General features: G+C 35.4%; 21 protein-coding genes. 16 read left to right on the top strand and 5 right to left on the bottom strand.

The window, feature by feature from the left end:
* Nucleotides 1–40: 40 nt before the first annotated feature.
* From NY607_RS15335 to NY607_RS15315, 5 genes are all read left to right on the top strand, one after another.
* Nucleotides 41–991 carry an ABC transporter permease gene (locus NY607_RS15335; protein WP_131520885.1) on the top strand — a complete coding sequence of 317 codons (951 nt, stop codon included), beginning with the start codon at nt 41–43 and terminating at the stop codon, nt 989–991.
* The gene (locus NY607_RS15330) at nt 984–1,937 is read left to right on the top strand and encodes an iron chelate uptake ABC transporter family permease subunit (protein ID WP_131520884.1); all 954 of its coding nucleotides are present in this window, start codon (nt 984–986) and stop codon (nt 1,935–1,937) included. The genes NY607_RS15335 and NY607_RS15330 overlap by 8 nt, the downstream gene beginning before the upstream one ends.
* Nucleotides 1,934–2,695 carry an iron ABC transporter ATP-binding protein gene (locus NY607_RS15325; RefSeq protein WP_131520883.1) on the top strand — a complete coding sequence of 254 codons (762 nt, stop codon included), beginning with the start codon at nt 1,934–1,936 and terminating at the stop codon, nt 2,693–2,695. The genes NY607_RS15330 and NY607_RS15325 overlap by 4 nt, the downstream gene beginning before the upstream one ends.
* Before the next feature lie 63 nt (nt 2,696–2,758).
* Nucleotides 2,759–3,784, top strand: a complete 1,026-nt coding sequence (locus NY607_RS15320; protein ID WP_259419923.1) for a siderophore ABC transporter substrate-binding protein — start codon at nt 2,759–2,761, stop codon at nt 3,782–3,784.
* A gap of 1 nt (nt 3,785) precedes the next feature.
* Nucleotides 3,786–4,100 carry an antibiotic biosynthesis monooxygenase family protein gene (locus NY607_RS15315; protein WP_237898801.1) on the top strand — a complete coding sequence of 105 codons (315 nt, stop codon included), beginning with the start codon at nt 3,786–3,788 and terminating at the stop codon, nt 4,098–4,100.
* Nucleotides 4,101–4,751: 651 nt separating this feature from the next.
* Here the strand turns inward: NY607_RS15315 and NY607_RS15310 are convergent.
* The gene (locus tag NY607_RS15310; protein ID WP_131520879.1) at nt 4,752–5,297 is read right to left on the bottom strand and encodes a hypothetical protein; all 546 of its coding nucleotides are present in this window, start codon (nt 5,295–5,297) and stop codon (nt 4,752–4,754) included.
* Nucleotides 5,298–5,636: 339 nt separating this feature from the next.
* Between NY607_RS15310 and NY607_RS15305 the strand changes: the two genes are divergently transcribed.
* From NY607_RS15305 to zupT, 8 genes are all read left to right on the top strand, one after another.
* A complete protein-coding gene (locus NY607_RS15305) occupies nt 5,637–6,539 on the top strand; it encodes a polyprenyl synthetase family protein (RefSeq protein ID WP_131520878.1) in 903 nt (300 codons plus the stop codon).
* Between the two features lie 12 nt (nt 6,540–6,551).
* Nucleotides 6,552–6,710, top strand: coding sequence for a competence pheromone ComX (gene comX, locus NY607_RS15300; protein ID WP_131520877.1), 159 nt, complete (start codon nt 6,552–6,554; stop codon nt 6,708–6,710).
* Nucleotides 6,701–9,004: a sensor histidine kinase gene (locus tag NY607_RS15295; protein ID WP_250783509.1), complete on the top strand. Its 2,304-nt coding sequence runs from the start codon at nt 6,701–6,703 to the stop codon at nt 9,002–9,004. Before comX ends, NY607_RS15295 begins: the two co-directional genes overlap by 10 nt.
* A complete protein-coding gene (locus tag NY607_RS15290) occupies nt 8,988–9,599 on the top strand; it encodes a response regulator transcription factor (protein WP_225341057.1) in 612 nt (203 codons plus the stop codon). Before NY607_RS15295 ends, NY607_RS15290 begins: the two co-directional genes overlap by 17 nt.
* 414 nt (nt 9,600–10,013) lie before the next feature.
* Nucleotides 10,014–10,913, top strand: coding sequence for a hypothetical protein (locus NY607_RS15285; protein WP_237898800.1), 900 nt, complete (start codon nt 10,014–10,016; stop codon nt 10,911–10,913).
* A gap of 39 nt (nt 10,914–10,952) precedes the next feature.
* Nucleotides 10,953–11,084, top strand: coding sequence for a hypothetical protein (locus NY607_RS15280; RefSeq protein WP_255501606.1), 132 nt, complete (start codon nt 10,953–10,955; stop codon nt 11,082–11,084).
* Nucleotides 11,085–11,169: 85 nt separating this feature from the next.
* On the top strand, nt 11,170–11,778 hold the full coding sequence (locus NY607_RS15275) for a phosphatase PAP2 family protein (RefSeq protein WP_131520875.1): 609 nt from the start codon (nt 11,170–11,172) through the stop codon (nt 11,776–11,778).
* A gap of 158 nt (nt 11,779–11,936) precedes the next feature.
* On the top strand, nt 11,937–12,746 hold the full coding sequence (zupT, locus tag NY607_RS15270) for a zinc transporter ZupT (RefSeq protein WP_016992734.1): 810 nt from the start codon (nt 11,937–11,939) through the stop codon (nt 12,744–12,746).
* A gap of 55 nt (nt 12,747–12,801) precedes the next feature.
* On the opposite strand, the gene NY607_RS15265 is transcribed toward zupT, so the two are convergent.
* From NY607_RS15265 to thrC, 3 genes are all read right to left on the bottom strand, one after another.
* A complete protein-coding gene (locus NY607_RS15265) occupies nt 12,802–13,488 on the bottom strand; it encodes an MtnX-like HAD-IB family phosphatase (RefSeq protein ID WP_131520874.1) in 687 nt (228 codons plus the stop codon).
* Between the two features lie 99 nt (nt 13,489–13,587).
* Entirely contained in the window at nt 13,588–14,502 is a 915-nt protein-coding gene (thrB, locus tag NY607_RS15260; protein ID WP_259419922.1) for a homoserine kinase, read from the bottom strand.
* Complete coding sequence (thrC, locus tag NY607_RS15255; protein WP_131520872.1) at nt 14,499–15,551, bottom strand: threonine synthase; 1,053 nt, start codon at nt 15,549–15,551, stop codon at nt 14,499–14,501. The genes thrB and thrC overlap by 4 nt, the downstream gene beginning before the upstream one ends.
* Before the next feature lie 204 nt (nt 15,552–15,755).
* Between thrC and NY607_RS15250 the strand changes: the two genes are divergently transcribed.
* Nucleotides 15,756–16,985, top strand: a complete 1,230-nt coding sequence (locus tag NY607_RS15250) for an MFS transporter (RefSeq protein WP_131520871.1) — start codon at nt 15,756–15,758, stop codon at nt 16,983–16,985.
* A gap of 317 nt (nt 16,986–17,302) precedes the next feature.
* Nucleotides 17,303–18,169 (top strand): MurR/RpiR family transcriptional regulator, encoded by an 867-nt coding sequence (locus NY607_RS15245; protein WP_259419921.1) that lies wholly within the window; start codon nt 17,303–17,305, stop codon nt 18,167–18,169.
* Nucleotides 18,170–18,278: 109 nt separating this feature from the next.
* Here the strand turns inward: NY607_RS15245 and NY607_RS15240 are convergent, their stop codons facing one another.
* Entirely contained in the window at nt 18,279–19,082 is an 804-nt protein-coding gene (locus NY607_RS15240; RefSeq protein WP_048394306.1) for a GNAT family N-acetyltransferase, read from the bottom strand.
* 453 nt (nt 19,083–19,535) lie between these two features.
* Between NY607_RS15240 and NY607_RS15235 the strand changes: the two genes are divergently transcribed.
* Entirely contained in the window at nt 19,536–20,462 is a 927-nt protein-coding gene (locus tag NY607_RS15235; RefSeq protein ID WP_259419920.1) for a manganese-dependent inorganic pyrophosphatase, read from the top strand.
* The last annotated feature ends 28 nt before the right edge of the window (nt 20,463–20,490 follow it).

Below are 20,490 nucleotides of genomic sequence, written 5' to 3'. Positions count from 1 at the left end.
AGTAAGTTACACACAAAAATGAAATCTACCGGGGATTACTATGAAAATAAGATATCTTTTAACAGCAACTGTTTTGCTGTCTATTGTGTCGCTATTTATCGGAGTAGTTGATATTAAGCCTAGCGACCTATTAGACTTCCAATCAGAAGAGGCTAGACTATTTTTAATTAGTCGTGTACCTAGACTTGTTGCAATCTTGCTAGCAGGTGCAGGTATGAGTATTGCTGGTTTAATTATGCAAAGCTTAAGTAGGAATAAATTCGTTTCACCAACAACAGCTGGTACATTAGATGCCACACGGTTGGGTGTATTGATTTCCATGATGTTCTTTTCGAACGTTACGTATTTCCAAAAAATTTCCTTCGCTTTCATATTTGCTTTAGCCGGCACATTACTATTTATGCAAATATTAAACCGAATTAAGTTTAAAGATGCGATTTTTATACCGCTTATTGGCTTAATGTTTGGGAATATTTTGTCCTCTGTTACAACATTCTTTGCATATAAGGCGAATATCATCCAAAACATTTCTGCATGGTTACAAGGAGATTTTTCATTAATCATGAAAGGCCGTTACGAACTGTTATATGTAAGTGTACCAATACTCATTTTAGCTTATATTTACGCAAATCGTTTTACAGTAGCTGGGATGGGGGAGGATTTTGCAAAAAATCTTGGTCTATCCTATAAATTTGTAGTCAATTTAGGCTTGGTGTTGGTAGCTCTTATCTCCACGACAGTGGTGTTAACAGTCGGTATCATTCCATTCCTTGGTTTGATTATTCCGAACATTATTTCCCTGTTCAAAGGTGATAATTTGGCAAAAACCTTGCCGCACACAGCATTACTTGGTATGTCATTCTTATTATTCTGTGATATTTTAGGACGAGTACTGATTTTCCCTTATGAAATACCAATAAGTATGACTGTTGGTGTAATTGGAAGTGCCATCTTCCTATTCATGTTGTTTAGGGGGAGAGCCTATGCGTAATCGTACAAAAATGTTCATTTTACTAGGTCTCGCTGTTATAGCAGTTGTCCTATATTTATTTTGGGAACTCAATGGTAATTATCACTATGCTTTTCCACGCCGTGTCATAAAGGTTGTGGCAATGGCATTAACGGGTATAGCAATTGCCTATTCAACCGTAGTTTTCCAAACAATTACACATAATCGTATTTTAACGCCAAGTGTCATGGGTTTAGATGCTTTGTATATGTTAATTCAAACATGCATCTACTTCTTCTTTGGCTCTACATCCATATTAGTTATTAATATCTACTATAATTTTACGCTTGCAATTGGGGCGATGATTCTATTTGCTTTAATTTTTTACCGAGTATTGTTTAAAGAAGGAAAGCGACCGATTTATTTTCTACTGCTTGTAGGAATGATTGTTGGTACGTTTTTAGGAAGTATTACTACGTTCTTCCAAGTATTAATAGATCCGAATGAATTTTTAGGCTTACAAAGTAAAATGTTTGCAAGTTTCAATAATGTTAATTCAGATTTAGTTTGGCTGGCAGGCGTTATCATTTTAATAACGTTTATCTACGGCGCTCGTCACATGAACCAATTAGACGTTATGTCTCTTGGACGAGACACAGCTATAAATTTAGGTGTACCTTACGATAAGCTGGTACAACGTATGTTAATTTTAGCTTCAATTTTAATTGCTGTTTCGACAGCGCTTGTTGGTCCGATCACGTTCTTTGGTTTAATCGTTGCAAATTTATCATATCAGTATTTCAGAACATACAAGCATTCCATCTTAATTACTGGCTCCTGTGTAATGAGTATTGTAGCTTTAGTCGGTGGACAGTGGATGGTTGAACGTTTATTTAGTTTCACTACTACACTTAGTGTCATTATTAATTTTGTGGGTGGGGTTTACTTCATCTACTTATTATTAAGAGAAAGTAGGTCAGCAGGATGATACAAGTCAAAGAAATCACAAAGTTTTTTGGTAAAAAACCTGTCGTTCAAGATGTAAGTGTTGATATTGTTTCAGGAAAAATCACATCGTTTATTGGACCGAATGGTGCAGGGAAGTCCACGCTACTTTCTATGGTGAGTCGTTTACTGAATGCAGATACTGGCGAAGTACTACTCGATAAGGCAGATGTACGTAGTTGGAAATCGGATGATTTTGCTAAACGTGTATCGATTTTAAAGCAGTCCAACTTTATGAATGTTCGTCTAACGATTCGTGAGCTTGTATCTTTTGGCCGTTTCCCTTACTCAAAAGGGCACTTAAAACCTGAAGACGAAGAAAAAGTGGACGAAGCTATTCGCTATATGAATTTAGAAGATATGCAACATAATTATTTAGATGAACTATCAGGTGGTCAACGCCAGCGTGCATTTATCGCAATGGTTATTGCCCAAGATACTGAATATATCTTACTGGACGAACCATTAAATAATTTAGATATGAAGCATTCTGTCCAGATTATGAAGATTTTACGTAAGTTGGTTGATGAGTTAGGCAAGACAGTGATTATCGTTTTACACGATATTAATTTCGCTTCTGTATACTCTGACCATATTGTTGCATTAAAAGATGGCCGTGTTGTTAAAAATGGTCCTACAAATGACATTATTAACTCACATGCATTGAAGGAAATTTATGATATGGATATTCCTGTTCAAGAGCAGGATGGCTGTCGAATTTGTGTTTATTTTAATTCTTAAAAATAGTTCAAGATGGATGCACATCTAACTATCAAATAATTTAATTAAAGGAGAAATTTCACAATGAAAAAATGGAAATTACTTTCGATATTAATGGCTATGATGCTATTAGTATTAGCTGCTTGCGGTTCGAAAGATGAAGCAAAAGAAGATGATAAAGGTACTTCAACTGACAAACCAGCTGAGGAACAAAATGAAGAATCATCGGTATATCCACTAACAATTCCAGGTAGTACAGTTGAAGGTCGTGATGGTAGTACAACATTTGAAGAAGTAACACTTGATAAAATGCCAGAAAAAGTTGTTGTTTTTGATAATGGTTTCTTAGATACATTAGATGCTTTAGGCGTTAATCCTACTGCAGTGGTACAAGACTCATTACCAGCATATTTAAGCAAGTTTAAAGATAGTACTTATGTAAACGCAGGTACATTATTCGAGCCTGATTATGAAAAATTATCTGAAATTAACCCAGATATTATTTTCATCTCTGGTCGTGCTTCAGCAGCTTATGCTGAATTATCTAAAATTGCTCCTACAGTATACATTGGTGTAGATAATACTAACTTCTTAGAGTCATTCAAAGCGAATACAGAATTAGCTGGCAAAATCTTTGGTAAAGAAAAAGAAGCGGCAGATGCAATTGCTGCTTATGAAGCAAAAGTAGAAGAAGTAAAAGCTAAAGCTACTGCAACAGAAGAAAAAGCGTTAATCGTTTTAGGTAGTGAAGGTTCATTATCCGTATTCGGTCCTGGTTCACGTTTCGGTGTGATTTATGATGTATATGGTGTAAAAGCTGTAGCTGAAGCTGGTGGCTTCAAAATCGAATCACATGGTGATAATGCAAGCTTTGAATTCGTACGTGAGAAAAACCCAGATATCTTATTCGTTATTGACCGCGACGCTGTTGTAAATGAAAACGGTGAATCAGGTACAAAAGCTGCAATTGAAAACGAAATCGTAAGTGCAACAAACGCTGTGAAAAACGGTAAAGTATTCTATCTAGATCCAGAAATTTGGTACCTTTCAGGTGGCGGTTTACAATCAGAAACACAAAAAGCTGAAGATGTATTAAAGGCGTTCAACTAATATGTTTGTACAAATTAAACGTATTGTTGTGACGGAAGGGAATTCGGATAAGGTTGTGGATCGTTTTGGTGGTAAGCCAAACAGTCCCTCATTACTTGAACAACAACCTGGCTTCATTGATAAGCAGGTACTTGTAAAGAAAGTTCGCCGTGGTGATGAAGAAGTGCTAGTGATGGTTCGTTGGGAATCGGAAGAAGCATGGAAAAATTGGGAGAAGAGCCCTGAGCATATTGCAGGCCATAAGGCAAGTGCAGGTAAACCGAAGCCTGATCATATCATTGAAAGCGGTCAAGAAGTTTATTATGTAAAAGGTTAATCATCTAAAGGTGTCTCAAGGGATTGAGACACCTTTTCTTGTTGTTGAAAAAAGAATGTCACTAGCAGAAAAAGCCCTTTTAGCAAGGTGAGGGGTTGATTTCCGTTCTGCCAGCGTCCTTTCCAGGGGGCGTCCGATGAGCCGCTTCACTCACTTGCGCTCGCTCCAGGGTCTCCTCAGTGACGCTAAATCCCCTAGGCGTGACGCTGGCTCCACTCCAATCAACCATTCTGCAAAGTGTCTTTACTTTTTCATACTAGCATAGCGATCAAATAGCCCATTATCTGTATTCTTAGAGGGGATAAGTTCTTATTTCCAAGGTGGAGAAGTGATGCGTGACAACACCTCTTCATAAAGAGTAATGAACACCTTCACTTTATTTGGAAACTTTTTCCAAAAAGTGGTTTATAGTGGTGGGCTACTGGACTACCATGGAATAGCGAGACAGGCAAAACTTTAAACGGAGCAGTAGCGGAGGAAGCGATTCGGCGCTCGCCTACAGGAAAGCAAGTAGCCTGTAACGGAAATTCATTTTCATCTTTTATATAAATGCTATTGATTGCTTTGTTTATCAACACTATGTAGAGATGTCGTTTTATTACTCAAAAAGCAGGTCACAATCAGTGTGACCTGCTTAGCTAGGCGTATAGGTTAATGTGTAATAGATGGTTTTCTCCATTTACTAAATGTCGAATCCATATTAAAGGATATGGTGTTCTCATTAATGGACAAGCCTGAGATACTTGTATTACAAAGTTCATCCAAACTATCTGAATGATTGTTTTTATTTGATGCATTGGCCGCCATTGCCAGCCCTCTCGCATTAATAATTGTGTCATGTGGCGTTACATACACTATAGGGGAATCTATATTTAATCCAAAAGTGAAAGGATTGACTAATGACATAGTAGAAATACTTTCGTTTGATATTCTAATAATGCCATATTGCTCAATATAATAATCTCGTTTTTGTTGAAATGTATCCTCAAATCCAGGAATATCACTAATATATTTTGAATAGAGTGAAATATTTTTATAGGCAGATAGTGTATCTTGATAGGCTTTTACTTCAGATTGAATAATGATTTGTTCAATTCGTTGTTGATCCTTGCTAGGCTGTTTAATTGTAATTTCTTCAGCTGAGACAGAGATATTACATGAAAAAGTAGCCGTAAGTATGAAAACAGTTTCATTCAATTTTAAGTCACTCCCAGTACAAAAAGATTTCATGTTCATCAATCTATCCTGACTTTATAAATATATTTATTGCTAATCTAAGCGTAACATCTGTTAGAGCGCCATTTCAATGGTAAGTTTACGCCACTTTAATGGCGGTACTTGGTTCTCTACCGCCATTTTTTTAGTAATAATTAGCAAAAATCTGGCGTGGTTTGCATGAATAACGCCATTTTTTGGCGGTCTTTCTCTTTATAAAGGAATTAATGGTATTTAATGTATTATATAATGGCGTGACTAGTATTAATTCCCACTAATCTATATAATATCTAGTAATACACTAGATAGGAGAGAGGACTATTGAAGGATTTAGATATGCGTATCAATGAATCATTAGACATCCTTATAGAAAATGAGCTATTACTTGGACCTGAGCTAAAATTAATGCTAAAAAGCTTTAAAGAAGAAAAAACAACAGTAGGTTTTTCCTTTGGTAAAATGTGTTTTTGGCATTATGAAGCATTTTCAAGTAGTATAAATCAAGATATCTACAAGGTAGCTGCTGCAATTGAACTTTTAATACTGTCTTTTGATATTATTGATGATCTGCAGGATAAGGATTCAGACTATAGTTGGAACAAAACACCTGAATTATCATTAAACGTTGCTTTAGCTATGCTGATCATGGCATCTAAAACAATAGATGAAACCTCTTTTGAACATAAAAGAGCGGCTATAAAGCTAGTTGATGAATACGCATTAAAAAGTATAAATGGACAGCAATTAGACTTACTAAATAGTTGTCGCGATGAAGATTCCTATGTAAAAATGATTACCTTGAAATCCGGATCATTAACAGCAATGGGTTGCTTGGTTGGCGAAGTACTTGCAAAAGGAGAAATATCTCAAGAAGTAGAGGAATATGGGAAATACATAGGGATCATCCAACAAATTAAAAATGATATTCAAAGCTTAAAGGTATGGGGTCCTAAAAATGATCTGCTAAATAAAAGGTATTCTCTGCCTATTATTTATCTTTTATCACAGAAAAATGATGTTTCAAAATCTGTTTCTAGCTATTATAATGATGATATAGTTACAGATTTGGATAATAATGCAACAGAAGATGCGTTGACAAATGGTGGGGCGATACGTTATGCCATTACCATAAAAAACGTCTATAAATTTAAAGCATTAAATTACCTAGAAAATGTAGCTATAAATCAGGTAGGTAGAGAATACCTACAAAAACTATTGAAATGAGGAGAGATAAAAATGATTAATGTAATCCAATATTTAGAGCAAAATCCAAGCCTAGTTACACTATTAAAAGAGCAAAAAGCATCATTAGTTGGAGTTTCATCTGTAGAGCAATCAGCAATTTTAGAAGCATTTAACGGTGAAATGAATACAGAAAGTGATATTTGGAACTAAGAAAGTTGCGAAGTAAGTTGTTTTGGCCCGCTATAATTCTCTATTTAATTATTGGTTTTTATTTAAATTATGTGAATTATAGCGAGCCTTATATACAAATTGGGGTAGAAGAAGAGAATGACAAATGGGTTATTTCTCAACTTTATTATAAAGACTGGGCAGAGGATCAAAATATTTCTGTTGGTGATGCAATTTTAAGTGTAGATCATGAACCCATCAATGAATTAAATCAACTGAGATATAAATCTAAAATTTTATCTGCTAATGAAATAACAGTACTGAAGCCCGATGGAGATCTAATCAATATACATATTAAGCATTTGGATATCCCTCAACAATTTATCTATGTATTAATCATTCCAGCTTGTTATTATTTATTAACATTATTTGTTGCATTTTATTTACATTTCAAACAAAGGAATACAAAATTAGCTGACTTACTAATTCTTTTTATGTTAACCGTTTCATTGGCTTATGTAAGTAGTGGTGTCTCTGGTAGGATGGATACGATTGGCATTATCGTAAATCGAAGTAGTATGCTGTTATGTTTAGTTATACTATTACATTTTTTGAGAAATTATTATTCATTTGTGAAAACAAATTGGGTGTTTACAAATAATATCAAGCTCTTTTATATAATTCCTTTTATAGCTTTTGTATTAGGATGTATGGGTACTATTTATCCTGCTTCAAATGATATTCTTTCCAATGTTATATTGGCTATTTTCTTTATTCTCCTAGTGATCATCCTTAGTATTCTATTAATAAGCTATTTTAAGTACAGCTCACCTCAGTTGAAAATTTTATTAAATAGTATATTAATACCGTTTCTACCATTTCTTTTTTTATATGCACTCCCTAAAATTTTTTTCCATACGTATATACTTTCTTCTGAGATAAGCTCATTATTTTTATTGTTTATACCATTTAGCTTTATTTTTACGCAATTAGCAGAGCGATTATTTGATATTGAGTACCATATTACAAGACTACGTTATTATGTTATATTTTCTTTAATCTTTACTGTATGGTTTACAGTGGGACTATATTTTATTGCCGGGCGTTATTTAACCATGACTGTTGTGTCGGGTGTATCTTTCTTTACATTTTCTTCATTAATCATACTTTTTTACGTAAAAGAGAAGGTCGATTATCGCAAGCGGAAAATATTATTTTCCACAAAGGGTGACTATATTCATCAGCTATATACAGCTGTAGATAAAATTGGGAAAACAATTAAAATTAACGAACTTTTAGAAAAGTTTGCTTATGAGGTTTCCGTGCATCTGGAGTTAGAGGATGTTTTTGTCTTAACATATAACTATGACAAAAACGAATTCTTACCAATAGCTGGTGAAAGTATTAGGATCGATCCTGACACAATGGAAGAAATCAGATTAGGTGAAATACGCAAAATTGACAAAGTTTATATAGCATTCCTCCATCAGGATGCACATTTTAAAAGAGCATTAGTGCTAGGGCATAATAATACGATTCATTTAAAAGATGAGGAGCTTTTATGGCTTGAACTACTCTTATTATATGTAAATAATTTTATTGAAAATACCAAGATGGTAGAAGAACTGCTAGAGGAACTGAAGCATATGAAGCAAGCTGATGATGGTCAGTTACCATGGCTGAATAAGCTATTATGGCTAAGATTTGAAGAAGAAAAATACCAGTTAGCTCAAGAGTTACATGACACCAATTTACAGGAGCAACTTCATATAGCTCGCGAGGTGGATGTCCTAGTAAATGCAAAAAATACCACGGATATTCAAGAAAAGCTTGCGAAAATTCATAAACAAATGGTTGCATCCTTACATGAATTACGTACTTATTGTGAAAACCTAAAACCGCCGTTACTAGATACATTAGGTTTAAATGCTGCTTTAGAAAAACTGATTCGGAAAGTTCAAGAAAGAGCTAACTTCATGCTTATTTACACCATTGATCGTCTTTATTTAGAGGATGAGCGCATGAATTTGATGATTTATCGTTTATTCCAAGAGCTACTTAATAATGCATTGAAGCATTCTTATGCAGTATCAGTTGAAATTCATTTAAAAGAAATGAACGATGGTTTTGAAATCATTTATAAAGATGATGGTGTAGGCTGTAATGTAGAGGACATTATAGTAGCAGAATCTATGGGCATTCAAGGCATGCAGGAGCGCGTAAAAGCGTTTAACGGACAATTTACTATTGACTCAAATATCAATAAAGGGATGTTTATTAGAATCATGGTGAAAGAAGGGAGTGAAACACTTGATTACGATGCTCATAGTGGATGATCACCCTATAGTGTTAGAGGGAACTAAAAATTTATTTCAAGAGAATGAAGATATTATCATCGATACGGAAAGTGATGCAACTTGTGTCATTCAAAGGATAAAGAATAAACCGTACGATATCTATCTAATAGATATCAATATGCCATTAGAAAATGGAATTAACCTAGCCCGTAATATCAAGGCTATTCAGTCAAATGCTTCAGTTATTCTTTACACAGGTGATGACATTACGGATTATTATCCACTCATTTTAGAAAGAAAAATAGAAGGTATTTTAGCTAAAACAGCTTCGAAAGAGCAAATATTAAGAACAGTAAGGGCAATTGCAAACGGTGAAATTGTTTTACCTAAAAATTTCTTAGATTTTCTGGATGATAAATTTAAACTGCAAGGCGCTAAAGATATTCACTTAAATGAAAAGGAAAAGAAAATTCTAAGACTCATTGCAGAGGGCCATACAAATAAAGCTATCGCTATTGAATTAAATATTCCTCAACGTACAACGGAGAGATATTTAACGCAACTCTTTTCTTTGTTGAATGTAGATTCACGAACAGAAGCTGTAAATCTTGCTGAGAGAATGAATTTACTCTAAAATATTTCTATGTTATAATGTTGGTATATTTTTCAATTAATAGGGGGCATTATGGGAATGGAATATCCTATATATTTCCTTAGTAAAATAAAACCATATTCCTATACTGAATTGCCTATAAAATATGATAGACACCGCCAAAAAAGTGGCGGTGTTTTTTGTTTCCGCCAAATCACGCCAAAAATTTGTCTGAATCACGCCAGAAAATTGGCGTAAACCCGAAGTTGAAATAACGGTATAACTACTGGTACGCTTAAATTAACAATGGTTAAGTAGATTTGCTTTAGTGAGTAATATATAAATCATTTTATTAAATAAGCAGCCTGACTATCTATGAATAAAGTAGCGTTAGTAGAATGTTACTAGCTAGTCAATATACTTCACCATAAAACTTTATAAAGGTAGGCGTGTATTGTGAAAGTAGAACTTGAAAATTTGTTTTCCATAGATGAAACTAGTCAAGATCAAGTTATTAACGTTTATAATCGTCATGGTATTGCTATTGGTGCGCCTGAATTGAGAAAAAGAAACTTAAAAACAAAATTTAATCCTATTTTTACATTAAATGAAGATGTAACATACGAGCAGGTAACAGCTTTATATGAGTCATTAGAGCGTGAATTTGGAATCGTTTCAATCGGAGAACGTTTTTACTTTGAATTTTCAGATACAGAGTATGAACGAGCACCATTATTTACTTTAAATTCAACAGGTAATTCACCGGAAATGTTCTTAGAAGATAAAGGGACACTATTTTCTTTGAGTACACATTGTAAGTGTTGTGGGCTCATGGATAAAGAGCAGTTATCACCAATAGTCATTGATACTACGCAGATGAAAGATCGTCATCTAGTGCATGTAAATGGTTATTGGGTAGCTTCTGAGGAACTAGTATCTTTAATGAAAAGAGAAAAACTAGAAGGCTATGAGCTTTTAGAGGTGATCCATCAAGGCCCGGAAGAAGGAAAACAGCCAGCCTATCAAATTATTCCTATACAAATACTCCCTGAGTGTAGTAAGGACAGAGTTAAATTATACTTTGCAACTGAGCAACCTCCGTGTAGTTGTGGTTTAAATGGTGTCATTAATGGTCCTGATATTTATCATCATGAAGATTTGGAAAACTTAAAAGGTGATGTTTTCTACTCAGCCGAGTGTAGTCATGATGGAAGATATCTATATAGAAAGACTTTGTTTAGTAAAAGATTTAGAGAAACTATTATAAAATATGGTATTTCACGTGAGGTTAGAGGAGAAAAGGATGTAAACTTTGGTTCAAAAGATTGGCTTTTTGATCCAGTGCTAATTAAGTAGACAAATTTGGTCTAGTAAAAGAATAAGGGAGTGTTTAGGATGTTTAGAAGAATACTACCTATAGTAGCCATTTTATTCATTGTTGCATTGGCCGTTTCCAATTACTTTCACAAACCAGAAGAAGAATCTGTCACTATTTATCAAGAGGTCAATGGTGTAAACCTTTCATAAAATGAAGGCCTATATTTCATTCAGAAAAGATTTATTTGTGTTATGATGTGAAGGACATAGCATGAATGTTTTTTGAGGTGAAAAAATGAAAAAATGGGCATATCCATTAGCAGTTTTAACGTTAATTGTCTTTATTGTATTAAGAGCCACTTATCATAGTCAGCTGATGAATACATTTGATGCAAAGATGGCAGAGCTTCTTTTTGGTAATCGTTTTATTGAGATCTTTCATTATATAGGTGAGCCGAAATTTGTTGTTGCTGTTGCAATAGTTTTAATGGTGTATTTAGCTTGGAAGGTAAAAAATTATCGAGGTATGCTATTTGTTGTACTAACTTTTGCAGTAGGCAATGTTCTGAATCAATTACTAAAGAAATGGGTGCAACGTCCACGACCTGAAATTGAGGATCAACTGACATCCTTTAGCTTTCCGTCTGGACATTCGATGACAGGTATACTTTATTTATTTACACTTGCTTATATTTTAGCGGAGAATAGTAGTAAAGAACGTAAAAACCTTCTGTGGCTTGGGGCTACAATTTTAATGGTGCTTATTGGTTTATCACGTATTGCAGGAGCTCGACATTTTGCTACAGATGTACTTGGTGGTTGGAGCATCGGCTATACTTGGTTTATCATCTGTGTCATTTGGTACGAACGGCGTAAACGTTTATTTCCATCTAATCATAAATAAAAAGACAGGCAGTATCTATTTCACATGATAGATACTGCTTTTTTACATTTTACCGAGACACTGTAAAGAATGATATTTGCCTTATAAAAAAGAATTGCGTATAGGAAACTTCTACGTTAAGATGAGTACAATAAGAAAAAGAGCAAAGGAAGAAGGGCATGGACGGAAATGTTTTACTGGCATTAGGATTAACCCTGTTTGCTGGACTTGCAACAGGTGTAGGTAGTTTAATAGCATTTTTTACATCAAGAACAAATACAAAATTTTTATCATTAGCATTGGGTTTTTCAGCAGGGGTGATGATTTATGTATCCCTTGTAGAAATATTTGTGAAAGCTAAAGATGCTTTAACCAATGCATTAGGTACAACAAATGGCTATTGGATGACAATCCTAGGATTTTTCGGTGGGATGTTGTTTATTGCCTTAATTGATAAATTCATTCCGAAGGCAACTAATCCTCATGAAGTAAAGCTGGTAGAGGATGTTAATGCCATCAAACCACAGGTTAATGAAGAACATTTGATGAAGATGGGCGTTTTTACAGCTCTGGCGATTGGCATTCATAATTTTCCTGAGGGGATCGCTACATTTATGTCAGCTATTAATGATCCGAATGTAGGGATTGCTATTGCCATTGCAGTTGCTATTCATAATATTCCAGAAGGCATTGCTGTATCTGTTCCTATTTTCTTTGCAACAGGTAATCGAAGGAAAGCCTTTAAATTATCCTTTTTATCAGGATTGGCAGAGCCTGTAGGTGCATTAGTAGCTTTTTTGCTCCTTATGCCCTTTTTAACAGATGTCATGTTTGGAATCGTTTTCGCTGGGGTTGCAGGGATAATGGTCTTTATTTCACTAGATGAATTGCTACCGGCTGCACAAAGATATGATGAAACACATTTGTCGATGTACGGTCTAGTAGGGGGGATGGCGGTCATGGCCATTAGCTTAGTATTATTAGCATAAGTAAGTAGGAAAAGGGAGACATCTTTGTAAAAGTGGCTCCTTTTTCTTTTTTCTATTAGCGTGTAACAACAGCTTCTTTTGACTCCACTAGCTCTTGTACTATTTTGAGACAATCATGAAATGTGGTAAAAGGTCTATATGGAACATGGAGCTCTTCACAGCGTTGGATAAGATGATCTCTAGCTAAAACAATATCTGCTAGTTTAGCTGCCTCAAAATCTGATAGAGAATCACCAATTACAATTTTATAATGATCTTCCTTAGCAACCTTCCGCATTACGCTTGGTTTACAGCAGCCACATCCTTGTGTGCTGTATTTAGCGCACTCCTCATCACAGCTATTTGGGTAGATCAATTCTATTTGTTTACCAGAAAAATCGGCCTTATTACAGTAAATGCCTGAAAAGGGACCAAATTTATCAACTAAAGGCTCGATAAAAAAATCAACTCCGCCACTTACAATATAAAATGGTATATTGTTATTTTGAGCATAGCGGGCAAAATCACCAAATCCCTCACGTATAACTGCCGACTCCATTAGGTATTGAATGACTTCATCTTTTTGATGAGTAGAAAGTAGATGAAACATTGCTGATAGCCCATCTTTAAATGAAATGGTTTGCTCCATCATCGCTTGAGCAATTTTCTCAGATTCTTCTGGTACAAATTCAGTCATAAGTGAAAAAATGTTATCTGTTTCTGTTATCGTGCCATCGAAATCACAGAATATAATGGGTTTCAAGATAATTCCTCCTTAGAAAAGCGCGTATAAAAGGTCTAATTCTATACTTCTATAATATTAGTTTTATCCAAACTTGCTTTCAAGAAAAAACGCCTACTATTAAAGTAGACGTTTCACACATTCATTGACTTGTACACCATGTTCATCAGCATTTGTTAAAATAATTTGATGCTCTGGGAATTGCTTTTTCATTAATTCAACGAAGTCAGAGGCAATAGCAGAAGGAATAATAGAAATCATTGTTGGTCCAGCGCCACTTAGAGCAGTACCATATGCACCGTTCGATTTTGCAGCCATACGAATTTCTTCGTAAGCAGGAATTAGCTTTGCACGAAACGGTTCATGGAATAAATCTGCCTCCATATAACGTCCAGCACGTTCAAAATCTCGTACCATTAAAGAAGCGGCTAACATATTTGCATTTGCTGAGGCGTGAACAGCATAGGAACGGTTAAATTGCTCTGGTAAAACAGAACGTGATTCACTTGTTTTTAATTCAACATCTGGTACATATACCACAAAGGAGGCATCGATATCATTGATGTGGAATGTATCGACTATGCCATTGTCATCCATCGAAGAAATCGTTAATCCTCCTAAAACTGAAGCAGTTGCGTTATCTGGATGTCCTTCAATTTGTGAAGAGAGGTTGAGTTTATCTTGAAGTGTTAACTCCAGCTTGCAGACTTGGTTAGCAAGCTCAATACCTGCAACAATAACTGCTGCACTGCTGCCAAGTCCACGTGCCAATGGAAGTTCACTAGTCATCTCCACACGACAGGCAGGTAGCTGTTGACCATATAGATCTGCAGTTTTTTTTGCAATGATGTATAGTAAGTGATCTTCAAGCTCAAACTCTTTAGGACCATTATCATCAAGATGAATAATTTCCCATTGTTCTTGCAAGGTAACAGAAAGCTGTAAGTAAAGAGACAAGCCAAGTCCTATTGAATCAAAGCCTGGACCTAAGTTGGCTGTGCTTCCAGGAACTGAGATTTGCCACATTTTACTCATAGTACACCCTCAATATATGCACGAATTTCTTCTTCATCGTTTTTAAGGGATACGACCTCTACAGTGGACACATTCATGGCTGTATCAGGATCTTTTAGGCCATTCCCTGTAAAGATTGTTACAACCTTAGCGCCTTGAGGGATTTTTCCATTTTCAACAGATTTCATAACACCTGCTAAAGAAGCAGCAGAGCCAGGCTCAACAAAAATGCCTTCTGTACTTGCGATTAATTTATAGGCTGCTACAATTTCTTCATCTGTAACAGAATCAATGATACCACCAGATTCATCTCGAGCAGCTTCTGCCAATGTCCAACTCGCAGGATTGCCAATTCGAATGGCAGTTGCCACTGTTTCAGGATTAGCAATTGGCTCACCCTTAACGATTGCTGCAGCACCTTCAGCTTCAAAGCCATACATTTTTGGTAGCCCACTATTTTTTGCAGCGTGATATTCTTTAAACCCTTTCCAATATGCAGTGATATTACCTGCGTTCCCAACTGGAATACACAAATAATCAGGGGCTGAACCTAAGGCATCAACAATTTCGAACGAAGCCGTTTTTTGACCTTCGATACGGTATGGATTTACAGAGTTAACAAGTGCAACTGGTGTCGTTTCACTTACTTGGCGAACGATATTGAGTGCATCATCAAAGTTTCCGTCAATTTCGATAATCTTTGCCCCGTACATTGTTGCCTGTGCTAACTTTCCGAGAGCAACTTTACCTTTTGGAATAACAACGATTGATTGGATGCCTGCACGAGTTGCATAAGCAGCCGCAGCAGCGGAAGTGTTTCCTGTAGAAGCGCAAATAACGCATTGACTTCCATCCTCGATTGCTTTTGCAACAGCAAATACCATTCCTCGGTCTTTAAATGAGCCAGTTGGGTTTGCACCCTCAATTTTTCCGTAAAGCTCAATGCCTAGTTTCTTAGATAAATTCACTAAATGTATAAGAGGCGTATTGCCTTCATTTAAAGTTAAAGCAGGTGTATTTTCAGTTACGGGTAAAAATTGTTTATATTCTTCGATAAGGCCTTTCCACATAACGTAACGATCTCCTTTTGTTCTTATAGAAAGAACAGTTGTTTTTGTATAAAAGACATTTTAACGCAAATAGCACTATTATTTCAATACCATTTCATTAATTGTCGAAACAATTCGGTAATTTGAATAGTACTTGTCACTTTCTTGAAACAACTGTATAGTAATCTTGTAATGTAAAGTCAAGTGTAAAGACAGGTGGTTGGGATGACAATAAATACAGCAGTAACAAAGAAACCTCAGCAATCCATTTCCAGAAATAAATTATTGGGTGTAGCGGGGGTTGGGTGGCTCTTTGATGCGATGGACGTTGGTATATTATCCTTTGTCATTGCAGCATTGGCCGCTGAGTGGGGACTATCACCAAGTCAGTCTGGTTGGATTGGTAGTATAAATTCTATCGGCATGGCTGTAGGAGCACTCTTTTTTGGTGTGTTTGCTGATAAAGTAGGTCGCAAGCAAATATTTATGTGGACACTTGTCCTTTTTTCTATTGCAAGTGGATTATCCGCTTTTACAACAACATTAACTGCATTTTTAATTTTACGCTTTTTAGTAGGGATGGGGCTAGGAGGAGAATTGCCTGTAGCTTCAACACTTGTATCTGAAAGTGTGGCTGCCAAAGAAAGAGGGCGCGTGGTTGTATTACTTGAAAGCTTTTGGGCAGCAGGCTGGTTAATTGCAGCACTTATTTCGTATTTTGTTATTCCCACATGGGGATGGCGAGTAGCCCTTATACTAACAGCACTTCCAGCGTTTTATGCTATTTATCTTCGTTGGCATTTGCCAGATTCACCACAATTTACTGTGAAGGAAGAAGCAAAAAAACGGAGCATTGGCCAAAATATGAAAGAGGTTTGGTCAAAAAAGTATGCTCGTTCTACATTTATGCTGTGGCTATTATGGTTTACAGTTGTATTTTCGTATTATGGCATGTTTTTATGGCTGCCAAGTGTGATGGTAGGGAAAGGCTTTGACATGATCACAAGCTTTAAATATGTTTTGATCATGACTTTAGCTCAATTACCGGGTTACTTTACAGCCGCTTGGTTTATAGAAAAGTTTGGACGTAAGTTTGTCCTTGTTTCCTATCTAATTGGTACTGCAGCGAGTGCTTATATTTTTGGTAATGCAGATACTTTAGCCGTATTGTTAACTTCAGGGATGCTTTTATCTTTCTTTAACTTAGGAGCTTGGGGAGCATTATATGCTTATACACCCGAGCAATATCCATCAGTTATTCGTGGAACAGGTGCTGGTATGGCAGCAGCAGTTGGACGAATTGGTGGTATTTTTGGTCCGTTGCTCGTTGGCTTTTTATTAACGGCAGGCTATGATATAGGCTTTATCTTTGCCATTTTCTGTGGAGCGATTATTATCGGTGTTATAGGGGTCATCTTCCTTGGGAAGGAAACGAAGCAGCTTGAACTAGAATAATATGAAATAGAATGTCCTGGATCAAAGGAATTGGTCCAGGACATTTTTGTCTGATTTCGCTTAAATAATACATAAAAATAAGATTTTATTAATTTTTATTCGATTTGACTGATTTATTTGTTAAAATGACAAATCAATATAAAATGGTTAAAGCGTAAATCAAATTGTTTTATTAGCAGGTTAATGCGATGAAGATTTTTCAGAAAAGTCATTGTATTCAAATTGTAATCGTGATACTGTATTTTTAATCGAATTTTGAGTCAGTAGGAAACAATCTCCCGTTCGTGATAAGGTCATTGAAAGAAAGGTTGTTAGGAATGAGTATTCATGAAGATATAAAGAAAAGGTTTGTAAGGCTGTCAAAGGGCCAGCGTAAAGTAGCTCAATTTGTAATGGATAATCCCACAACAGTGATTGCTAATGGAGCAGCAGAGGTTGGCAGATTGGCTAATGTAAGTGAATCAACCGTGATTCGATTTTGTTATGCTATGGATTTGTCAGGGTATGTAGAACTGCAAGAGGAAGTTAGAGCCTATATTATGTCTCAAGATGTAGGTGCAAATCTACAGCCTACATATACTGCTAAGAAGCTGACTAATTCTAGCTTTGGTAAGGTGATGCAACGAGATAGCCAAAATATTCAAGAAACAATTCATTTGATTAACGATCAGCAGATCCAAAAATGCTCAAAATGGATGCATGAAGCAGACAATATCTATATTCTAGGTACTCGTCACAATGCATCTGTTGCAAATTGGCTATCTAATACATTGAAAACACTTCGTGCTAATATTAAGCAGCTTCGTTTAGACTCAGATGATTTAGTGAATCAAATAAACAGTATGGGCGAACATACGACTTTAATTGTACTATCTTTTGATAAACAGATTGAGGATATTAAAACGATTGTTGAAATTGCAAAGGTAAAGAAAGTGAAAATTATTGCCATTACAGGTTCTGCATTTTCGCCTATTCGAGAATATGCCAGTGCATTATTTACCCTCGGTACCAAGAATCATTCTTCTCTAGACATTGCCCCAGTCTTGATTTCATTTTTGCATGCGTTGATAGAGGAAATGATAAGCCAGGATAAAGACCACTATGATAAATATCAGCAATTGTATGAGCAAGTAGAAAGTAATGTATTATTCTTAGATGCTATTAGAGAAAAGCAGGTATTTTAATGTAAATACGCATAGATAGTTGTTGAAACACACTATCTATGCGTATTTTTTTGAAATTTTCTATATAAAAAGATGTCCAAATAGTATTTAGACATCTAGGAAAAGTGAATTATAGAATTTTACTCAAGCTATATTCATTAATATAAGTATCATTTAATTTAATGGCATTTTTTCGAATGCCCTCCTGATGAAATCCTAGCTTTGTAAAGAGGTGTAAAGCTACATTGTTATGCTCCATAACAGATAACTCTAAACGGGAAATATCATGTTGTTTAGACCAACTTTCAACAGCTTTCATCAGTGCGGAGCCAATACCTTTTTGCTGATACTCTTCTTTCACAGCTAAACGAATAGAGGCAACATGTCTAGCTTTTGATTGTTTATATCCATGAATAACCGCATAACCCGCAAAAATTCCGTTTAGTACACAAAGTAGTATAGTACGGTTTTTTAATTGCTTCCAATAGGTTAAATTTTTACGAAGTTGTTGGACAGTGAGATCTAGCTCGTTTTGAACATTATACATGAAGTCAGTTTCTTGAAAAATCTCCTCTTGCAAATGAATGAATGATCTAGCATCAGATGCTTCAATTCCTCGTATTATGTATGCAGATGAATTCTCCTCACTATTAGAAGTGTTGTTTTCGGTAGACTTCATTTGCGTACGTGAGAAAGATACACTAGAACCTAGTTTAACATCAATGACATAATAGCCTGCATTTGTCCATGATAAATAATGTGAGAGAGGGGGCTTAGTTTTTTTCCACCAGCTTTTATTTAAGTAGGCAGCGTTCGGTAATGCTTGTCCCATAATGTTTTCTAATTCACCAAAGGATAAAGTAATTTCTTGTTGTAAAGCTACATCAAAATAGTTAGCTAAAGGAATGTACTTTTTTTCTATCTTCTTCGTCATCGTAATCCCCATTTCCTGAATATCCAAAAATATAGACTACCTGATGATAGCATAAAATTATGATGACTTAAATATGAAAACCCAACTAAATATCTATATAAACTAATTATTTTATAAAATTTAGGCATTTTTACTATTGAATGTTAAAAATAGGTTGGTAAAAATAGAGAGTTTTATAGAAGTAATTAGACCTATTAAAAGTATACATAGCAACTTAAGCTAGTTATAATATAGATATCTTATTTGAAAAGTATGTATTTAGAGCACTGCCATTCTATTTGCATAATATAGTTTGGACACAATTAAGCACTGTATGTTATATCGAGAGTGAGGGTCAGTGGTATATACGCTGAGGCGAAATTGTTCCAAAGTTTCACTTTATCACTTGTCAGGCTATAAGGTATGATAAAATAAAATATAAATGTAAGTGCCATTTTAGGAGGAATTAATTCTATGAGTAAAGTATTAGTTTTTGGACATAAAAACCCAGATACAGACACAATCACGTCTGCTATTGTATATGCCTATTTAAAACAGCAAATTGGTGAAGAAGCTGAGGCAGTACGTCTTGGAGATGTTAATAATGAAACTCAATTTGCATTAGATAAATTCGGCTTTGAAGCGCCACGTTTAATCTCTTCTGTAGTTGGTGAAGCGGACAAAGTTATTCTAGTAGACCACAATGAATTCCAACAATCGGCTGACGGTATTGAGGAAGTGCAAATTGCAGAGGTAATTGATCACCACCGCATCGCCAACTTCCAAACAGCTGATCCACTATATTATCGTGCAGAACCAGTAGGCTGTACGGCTACTATTCTTAAGAAAATTTTTAACGAAAACGGTTTAGACATACCTGCGAACATTGCTGGTTTAATGTTATCTGCAATTGTTTCAGATACATTATTATTCAAATCACCGACTTGCACAGAGCAAGATGTAAAAGCTGGTGAAGAGCTAGCAAAAATTGCCGGTGTGGAGATTGCAGAGTATGGTTTAGCAATGCTAAAAGCAGGTGCTGATTTATCTGATAAATCATTAGAAGATTTATTATCATTAGATGCAAAGGAATTCCAATTTGGTGAGTACAAATCTGTTGTAGCTCAAGTTAATGCAGTTGATGTTAATGATGTGCTTAATCGTCAAGAAGAGTTAGAAATCCTACTCAATAAAAATGTTGCAGAAAATGGCTTAGATCTATTCTTCTTCGTTGTGACTGACATTTTAAATAATGATTCAACAGCTGTTGCAATTGGGCAAGTAGCAGAAGCAGCAGCAAAAGGATTCGGTGCTGATCTTATCAATAACCGTGTTGTATTACCAGATGTTGTTTCTCGTAAGAAACAAATTGTGCCAGTATTAACAGAAGCTCTAAAATAAAAAAGAGGCTGTCTATTAAGACAGCCTC

It is taken from the genome of Lysinibacillus sp. A4 (assembly GCF_024919535.1).
GTDB lineage: Bacteria > Bacillota > Bacilli > Bacillales_A > Planococcaceae > Lysinibacillus > Lysinibacillus capsici.
The sequence above is the reverse complement of the archived record's forward strand: the minus strand, read 5'-3'. Positions and strand labels throughout refer to the sequence as shown.